This is a genomic window from Almyronema sp., assembly GCF_052168255.1.
Classification (GTDB): domain Bacteria; phylum Cyanobacteriota; class Cyanobacteriia; order Phormidesmidales; family Phormidesmidaceae; genus Sphaerothrix; species Sphaerothrix epifaneia.
Genome location: NZ_JBQLZL010000011.1, coordinates 1 through 6,901, shown reverse-complemented (window position 1 = coordinate 6,901; position 6,901 = coordinate 1). Strand labels below are relative to the sequence as shown.

The window sequence follows — 6,901 nt, the reverse complement described above, 5'->3', positions numbered from 1 at the left end:
TTTGCGAATTAATCCGTATCCAACGCTTCGATTAGGAATAACCATGAACATCAAAACTGCTTTAGGGGCTGCTTGTGCAGCTATTGCTACCGTTAGCCTCATGCCTGCTGCCGCTCAGGTTGACCCCCTGCTGAGCGAAATTGAAGGGCGTTTGCAAAACGTTCGCGTCAATCGGCGGGAACTCAGGGTGATGAATATTACGGTTAAAGTACCTGAGGGCACACCCATCCACTCGCCTACGGCAGAGCTAACCTTTGCCGACCTAGCCGATCCAACGCCCATGCCAGGGCGCACTCAGCAGGGCTTTGAAGGGGGCACCGCGATCGTCATTGGTACCCCTGACCCCACTGACCCCAACGCCATTATTGCCGAAGATGTGTTTGTGGAAGTCGCTGAAAATGTGGTGCTTGGCCCCTTGGGGCCAGGGCTATCCAGCATTTTAGATGTGCCCGTTGTGTTATTGACTGATGCGCGTAATCCAGCTACCGTCATCAATGCTTTTGGGTTTGAAGTCAATGCTGCTGATGTGCAAGGCGGCGAGTTTGGTGGAGTAGAAGGCTACTTTGCAGAGGGTACGCTGTACATTCACACGGCTGAGATTGATGCGCCTATTCCGCCAGCCGTAGACCCTGATCGGCCTCAAGTTTCTGTTTTGCGAGTCAGTTGCGATCCGGGGGGACGGATTGAAGTACGCGGCGGCGCTTATTTGCCGGGGGGGACGGCTAACAATACTATTGTGGTGCGCAACTTAGACACCAACACCAACTTTGGCAATACCCAAGCAGAACCCGACCTAGAAGCAGGCACTGCCGAGTTTGGCTTGTATCGCTTCCGCGCCGACGTCAACAACTGCCCTAGCCAAATCCGCATCACCATGCGCGTACCAGGCCAAACCAATCCTCAGATCATTGTGCCTGTGGAATAAAGAGTGACTGTAGGGGAAGCAGACAACAGCTTCCCCATTGATGACACGTTTGGGGGGCACGGGTATGAAAAAAAAATTAGTGGTTCAAGCGGTTTTGGCCAATTTGGGCAAAGGGGTCGCGACGGGTATCGCGATCGCTTTGAGCTTACCGTTACCTGCGATCGCCCGTCCTTCGCCGCAGCAGTTTTTTGAGTCGGATGTGGCCTCAACTGATTATCGCTGGCAGGTACAGCAGGCCGTTTGTTTGCAAAACTGGCAAGCCGCCATTGACGCTTTAGCCTTGTTGCTGGCATCTGCTCAAATTGCTGAAGCCGAGCGATCGCAGCTATTGGCCGATCGCGCCCAGTGGGTACGCTACCATCACCAGCAAATTCGCTTTCCTTTTATGGCAGGCTGCGACGCTTTTTTGGCGGCTCAGCTACCGCCACCGTCTGAACCCGATCTTTCTAGCGCCCCTGAGAACTTCAACTGGGAGCGGGAAATTCGAATGCTACAGTCTCAGATTCAATCACAAAACGTTACAGTGGCAGCTTCCCGCCAACCCACCTCTGTTTTGCGCCCTCCTCGCCGCAATTTGCTAGCGGGTAATCGGCGTCAAAGCGATCGCCGTTGCCAAGCGCGTCTTTCTATCTGCCAGTAATTTTGGCAAAAAAACCTCAGCCCGATCGAGCTGAGGCACAGTTACATCATCACTGTGGGATATAGCGAATTTGTTGCAGACCGCGCAAGTAAGGGTTTATCAAAGTTGTTCAAGTTTTGTATCTTTATGAATTTCTCGGGACGGCTAGAAATTAAGGCAACTACAACCGTCTGGCTACTGCGTTCAATCTCAACCTGGGTGGCTACGGCTATATGGCGATCGCCCTAAAGCTTCTGGCTACTTACCGAGCGACCAAGTGGGGGCAGCTTGTGGCTCGTTTAGCGGCATCCGCCATTAGAGAGTGGATCTTTCAGCAATTTTCTTAGAGAATAGGCATCTATGCTGCTGCCAACCACTCTAGGGACAACAGCCCCAACCGTTGCTGGTGAGCAGCAGTGACTAGACCCGATTTTAGATGACTAAGCTCATGGCCGATGACGAGCAGATCAGCCTCTTTAACCTTGCAGAATCAACCGCCCCCTCAGCAGTAGATGTGGATCCGGCTCTGATTCCTACCAGTGCGGCTGTGCCGATACCGACTGGCACCTTTGAGACCATGGCAGACTTAGCCGTACCCTGCAAGCAGTGCCAGCGCTGTGATCTAGCTGCGGGTAGAACGCATGTGGTTGTGGGTCGTGGCAACCCTCATGCCCCCATTTTGATTGTGGGAGAAGGGCCGGGGCAAAGCGAAGATGAGCAAGGGCTACCGTTTGTGGGTAAGTCGGGGCAGCTACTCGAAAAGATTTTAGCCTCGGTGCGGCTTGATAGCGAAAAAGACGTTTACATTTGCAACGTCGTCAAGTGTCGTCCCCCAGGGAACCGCGCCCCAACGACCGATGAAGTCAACGCTTGTTTGCCCTATTTGCTAGAGCAAATTCGCCTGGTTGACCCTAAAATTATTTTGCTGACGGGAGCCACTGCTATGAAAGGACTCACTGGCGAAAAGCGAGGCATTACTAAAATTCGGGGTCAGTGGATAGAGTGGGAAGGGCGTCTTTGTATGCCGATTTTTCACCCGGCTTATTTGTTGCGAAATCCTTCGCGAGAGAAGGGTAAGCCTAAGTGGTTGATGTGGCAAGATATTCAGGCAGTTCGAAGCAAGTTAGAGGAACTTTCTGCTATATAGCGATCGCGCTTTTGAGGTACAGTTAAGGTATGTCTACTGAATAGACGATTGCGCTAAGACTGGCGTGCGCTATTTTGTGATGAGCTTCAAAAATAAATTCACTATAGTCAGCCAGATTATCGAGGCCGACTAAACTAAACACCACCTCTGAAAACAGCCAAACCAGAGGGCGGATACACATTTTGCCTAGTTGTCGTCGCATGGTAATTTGAGCCTAGTATTGGCTCAAAAGTAGAATTAATTTATCAATCGTTTTAGTCTTCTTGATTATGAGGAACGACAACCGTATCGGCATCGGTCTGAGTATCGAGTTTGCCGATTAAAACTGATTCGAGAAAGACCTTATCAGTCATTGAAGCTTGCCGCATCAGGGCTGATTTAGCCGACTGATTAACCATTAGATGGAGCGCGTCGAAAGCGCTAAAGTCTTGCCCTGGTTGAAAGCCTTGTTGCAGTAAACCCGTCACGGCAAACTCTCTGGCTCCGCGCAGCACTTCTTCGCAAGCGGCTTGACTTTGAAATTCTTCTAAAATCCAATGGCAAAGGTTGGGTTGCTTATCAGCCAAATGAAAGATGGCTGCAATGGTAATGTCGATGGCTTGCTCGTCTCCGATTACTGAGCTAAGGGTGTTTTGGCAAGCTTCAATGATGACTTTATCTTGTAGTTCAAAGGCATCTATCATCAGGCTGAGGCTAGGATCTGGCTGATTTTGGGGGTACACAGGGTGCATAATCGATACTTTGACTGCGCTTACAAGGCGGAGCAGATTTTTCTGGGCGGGAAACATCGGTTTTTACCAGCGCCTCAGGCAGTGGGAGAATCTGCTCCGCAATTGCGTCTAGCCTAAACAACAAAACTAAAGAACTCCTAAAGAGTGCTAAGAACGTATTGATTCTGCCACGGTGAGCTTAAGCGTCACGCGATCGCAAAAGACCTTTAGACCTAAAGCCACAACTCACTATGGGGCTGAAAAGCACTGAGCTATTTTCTAGAACAGGGTAAGCTTTTTGCGATCGCTTACTGCGCTAGTTTGGCGATAGGCTCGGTTTTGGGTAAAGGCTGTGTAGGGGTCTGAAGACTGCGACTAAGCCATAATCCGATTAAAAATAACGAACACTTTATCAGGGCAGTTGGGGACACAAATGGGTTTGCTCCATGCTCCTGCTTCTACAACGCCAAGCGTATGTTGTCTGAGAATGTGGGCTTTGACATTTTCTTGGGTGCCAATGATCAAAAGAGTCAAGACACGCGGATCGGCATTATTAAAGCGATCTAAGTTAGGTAAAGAATCGAGCATGAGAATAGAGTCTCCTGATAGCAAAAACTTGAAGTTTTGAGAAATAAGTTTGGTTGCTCAAAAGTAAGCATGGCAAAGCTAGCAGACTCATGAAGTAGAATATCTTTGAGTCTCTAGCCTGACTTTTGGGTTTGGAGGCTAGCCATTTGTGCTGATTTTTTCTCAAGACAAGATGACCGACTCCGAAATGATCACGGTTTCGGAAGCTGCTGAGTTATCGGGTTATACACCTCAACACGTTAGGCTACTGATTCGGCAAGGGCTGATTAGTGCCCGACGGGCAGGGGGAATCTGGTTAGTCGAGGCTTCCAGTCTCAAAAGTTACTTAGATAAAGCACCTAAACCAGGCCCCAAGTCTGACAATCTGCAAAGCTAGTCTTATTCCAAAAGGAATATAATTATTATGCCACAGTGAGCTTAAGCGTCAAGCGATCGCTGGATGCCTGGTGCCTGTTTACCGAAGTAAAGCAACAAAGCCTGCTTGTTCAAAATGTTTGTCGTAAGCAAGAGCTGCTAAAACATTTTGCTGCCGCATGATCAAGAATGAAGCGCAGTCCGTATGGCTCCAGGATTTGTCTAAACGTTGCCTGTAAAGGGCAAAGGCTTGCTGAAATAAATCGGTGGTTTGAGGAAAAATTTTGATGGCAGGATTTTGCTGGGCCGCCTGAATGAAGCTTGCGGCTGCCCGTCTGAGAAAGATGCCCTGTTTAGAAAAGTGATTCAGTACTTCCGTCAACACCATTTCGCTGGTGTAAATTTGATCCTGTTCTAGAGTAAGGCTGATTTCAATCACTTTTGAGTGAAGGCTGTCTTGAGGATCGAGTAACGCAATCCAGTAGCCAGTGTCTGCAAAAACGATTTTCATTCCTCTACTTTGGGCGCACCGTAGAGATAATGATCATGATTGATAGAGCCATCATGAGGCAGTTTTTCCCACTCTTCAGCCGGAACTTGGGACTGAATATCTTTGACCTGCTCTAAAAGATTGAGAATACCGTTAAAACTCAGTTCTGACGTATCAGCCTGAGCTTCGTCTTTAGCTTGCTGACGTTGCTTGAGAAATAGGTAAAAGTCGAGGACTTCCTCAATCAGCGCATCGGGAGCCTGTTCAATTTCTTGGATAAGCTGTTCTCGATTGGTCATTATTCTTTTAGCCTCTTAAGCTAGATCTTTAAACTTTGAGTAATTATGGCTTTTATCCCTTTGGTATCAAACTAGGGGCAAGCCTTGGGTTTTCGGCGGCTAAAAAGGCGTAAATTCGTTGAATTTCTCCCGGACAGACAAAAGTGGATTATAGCTATAGCCAACTAGGGTGAGACACTTCAATGGCTGAAAGCCGTTGTCAGAAAACCTTTTATTCAGCCTTTGCTTTTGATCTGCTGCCAATCTGTAATAACCATTCTTTTATTGTCATAGTTGTTGTTACCATCTGCCAGACTCGGCAAGTTTGCGGTTTTTCTCACTCCACATCCCAGCCTAAAATAGCCGCAATTTGCCCTGCCAGCAGCATCGCCTTAAACGGTTTTACCAGCACTGCCGACACATCCCACGACTCAAACCGATGTTGATCAGCGCTTTGGGCTTTAGCGGTGAGCAAAATAACTGGCAGCGATCGCGTTTTAGGTTCCCGCCGTAATGCTTGCAACGTCGCTAGTCCATCCATATCTGGCATCATCACATCTAGCAAAATGGCATCTGGCGGATTAGCGATCGCCTTTTCTAGCCCTTCTCGCCCCGAAGCCGCCGTCGAAACCTGCCAGCCACCGACCACACTTAATGCTACCTCTGCCACTTCGCGAATATCGCGTTCATCGTCAATCAGCAGAACGTGCCTAGCCTTCATAACAGACCTGATCTTCCTTATCTCGCGCCACTCGAATTAGCAAATTAATCACCTTTTGCTCAAACTCTGCTGGTGTAATACGTCCTTTGGTTAGAAATAGCGTTTGGTCGAGCTGTAGCCGCTCTCGAATCGCTGCGTCTAAATCTACTGAGGTATAAATTACCAGCGGCACATGACAAAGGCGGTTGTGCTGTCGCAGCCAATCAACCACCGCAAAACCATCAGACTCTGGCAACACTAGGTCTAAAATAACCAGATCTGGCCTAATCTGCTGGCTGAGCTGAATCGCTTCAGTCCCGGTTTGAGCGTGGTAAGTTTCTACTCCCCAGCGGTTAAAAACCGCCATCAACACCTGCGCCAGATTCAAATCGTCTTCAACAATTAAAATTTTGCCTCGCTGGTTGACGCTGCCGAGTGCCCGCTCTAAAGCCTGAAGCAAGCGTCGCTCATCGGGCGGCTTTACAATCCAGTCGCTAATGACTGAATCAAGCGCCTGCTCGGCGTTGGGGTGCAGCCCGCTCAAAATAATTACCGGAATCCGGCGAGTAGTTTCATGTTCTTTGAGCGCCGCCAGCGTTTCCCAGCCGTTCATTTCAGGCATAAGCAAGTTGAGCAAAATCACATCGGGCGGCTGAGTTGTGGCTAAGGCGATCGCGGCTTGTCCAGAAGCCACCGTCTGCACCTGATAGCCCTGTTGCTCTAGCTTGGCCTGCATGACGGTACGCACAGAGGCATCATCATCGCAAATTAGCACCCATGGTTTGGTCTGGTCGGTTGGTGGCGATAGCGATCGCGGTTCTAGCAGCGGCAGCGTTAAATAAAACCGACTACCTTGGCCTAATTCGCTCTCTGCCCAGATCTGGCCGCCGTGGTGCTGTACAATGCTGCGACAAATCGCCAACCCCAGCCCGGTGCCGCCTTTCTCGCGCGAATCAGAGGCATCTACCTGCTGAAAACGGCCAAAAATAGTTTCGAGTTTGTCAGCCGGGATGCCTCGGCCTTGATCGCGGACGGTGAGGAGGAGGGAGGGGGAGAGGGGGAGATAGGGGGATGGGGGGATGGGGGGATG

Annotated in this window: 11 protein-coding genes; 4 read left to right on the top strand and 7 right to left on the bottom strand. The window is 49.6% G+C overall.

Translation table 11 applies throughout. The features are described 5' to 3' along the window. The 3 genes from ACTS3T_RS01815 to ACTS3T_RS01805 form a co-directional block, all read left to right on the top strand. Positions 1 to 925: hypothetical protein (locus ACTS3T_RS01815; protein ID WP_462934652.1), on the top strand; the 925-nt coding region annotated here is incomplete at its 5' end. A 64-nt stretch (positions 926 to 989) separates the two neighbouring features. Further along, positions 990 to 1,565, top strand: a complete 576-nt coding sequence (locus tag ACTS3T_RS01810) for a hypothetical protein (protein ID WP_462934651.1) — start codon at positions 990 to 992, stop codon at positions 1,563 to 1,565. A gap of 427 nt (positions 1,566 to 1,992) precedes the next feature. Continuing rightward, positions 1,993 to 2,691 (top strand): uracil-DNA glycosylase, encoded by a 699-nt coding sequence (locus tag ACTS3T_RS01805; RefSeq protein WP_462934707.1) that lies wholly within the window; start codon positions 1,993 to 1,995, stop codon positions 2,689 to 2,691. Positions 2,692 to 2,713: 22 nt separating this feature from the next. Here the strand turns inward: ACTS3T_RS01805 and ACTS3T_RS01800 are convergent, their stop codons facing one another. From ACTS3T_RS01800 to ACTS3T_RS01790, 3 genes are all read right to left on the bottom strand, one after another. Then, a complete protein-coding gene (locus ACTS3T_RS01800) occupies positions 2,714 to 2,893 on the bottom strand; it encodes a hypothetical protein (protein WP_462934650.1) in 180 nt (59 codons plus the stop codon). 52 nt (positions 2,894 to 2,945) lie between these two features. Continuing rightward, on the bottom strand, positions 2,946 to 3,422 hold the full coding sequence (locus ACTS3T_RS01795) for a hypothetical protein (protein WP_462934649.1): 477 nt from the start codon (positions 3,420 to 3,422) through the stop codon (positions 2,946 to 2,948). A 354-nt stretch (positions 3,423 to 3,776) separates the two neighbouring features. Beyond that, positions 3,777 to 3,989, bottom strand: a complete 213-nt coding sequence (locus ACTS3T_RS01790; protein WP_462934648.1) for a hypothetical protein — start codon at positions 3,987 to 3,989, stop codon at positions 3,777 to 3,779. Positions 3,990 to 4,137: 148 nt separating this feature from the next. Between ACTS3T_RS01790 and ACTS3T_RS01785 the strand changes: the two genes are divergently transcribed. Beyond that, entirely contained in the window at positions 4,138 to 4,365 is a 228-nt protein-coding gene (locus ACTS3T_RS01785; RefSeq protein ID WP_462934647.1) for a helix-turn-helix domain-containing protein, read from the top strand. 78 nt (positions 4,366 to 4,443) lie between these two features. On the opposite strand, the gene ACTS3T_RS01780 is transcribed toward ACTS3T_RS01785, so the two are convergent. From ACTS3T_RS01780 to ACTS3T_RS01765, 4 genes are all read right to left on the bottom strand, one after another. Beyond that, positions 4,444 to 4,854, bottom strand: a complete 411-nt coding sequence (locus tag ACTS3T_RS01780; RefSeq protein ID WP_462934646.1) for a type II toxin-antitoxin system VapC family toxin — start codon at positions 4,852 to 4,854, stop codon at positions 4,444 to 4,446. Then, positions 4,851 to 5,132 carry a DUF2281 domain-containing protein gene (locus ACTS3T_RS01775; RefSeq protein ID WP_462934645.1) on the bottom strand — a complete coding sequence of 94 codons (282 nt, stop codon included), beginning with the start codon at positions 5,130 to 5,132 and terminating at the stop codon, positions 4,851 to 4,853. Before ACTS3T_RS01775 ends, ACTS3T_RS01780 begins: the two co-directional genes overlap by 4 nt. A 316-nt stretch (positions 5,133 to 5,448) precedes the next feature. Continuing rightward, positions 5,449 to 5,832, bottom strand: coding sequence for a response regulator (locus tag ACTS3T_RS01770; protein ID WP_462934644.1), 384 nt, complete (start codon positions 5,830 to 5,832; stop codon positions 5,449 to 5,451). Further along, the coding region (locus tag ACTS3T_RS01765) for a response regulator (RefSeq protein WP_462934643.1) at positions 5,822 to 6,901 on the bottom strand (1,080 nt) is incomplete at its 5' end. The genes ACTS3T_RS01770 and ACTS3T_RS01765, both read right to left, overlap by 11 nt.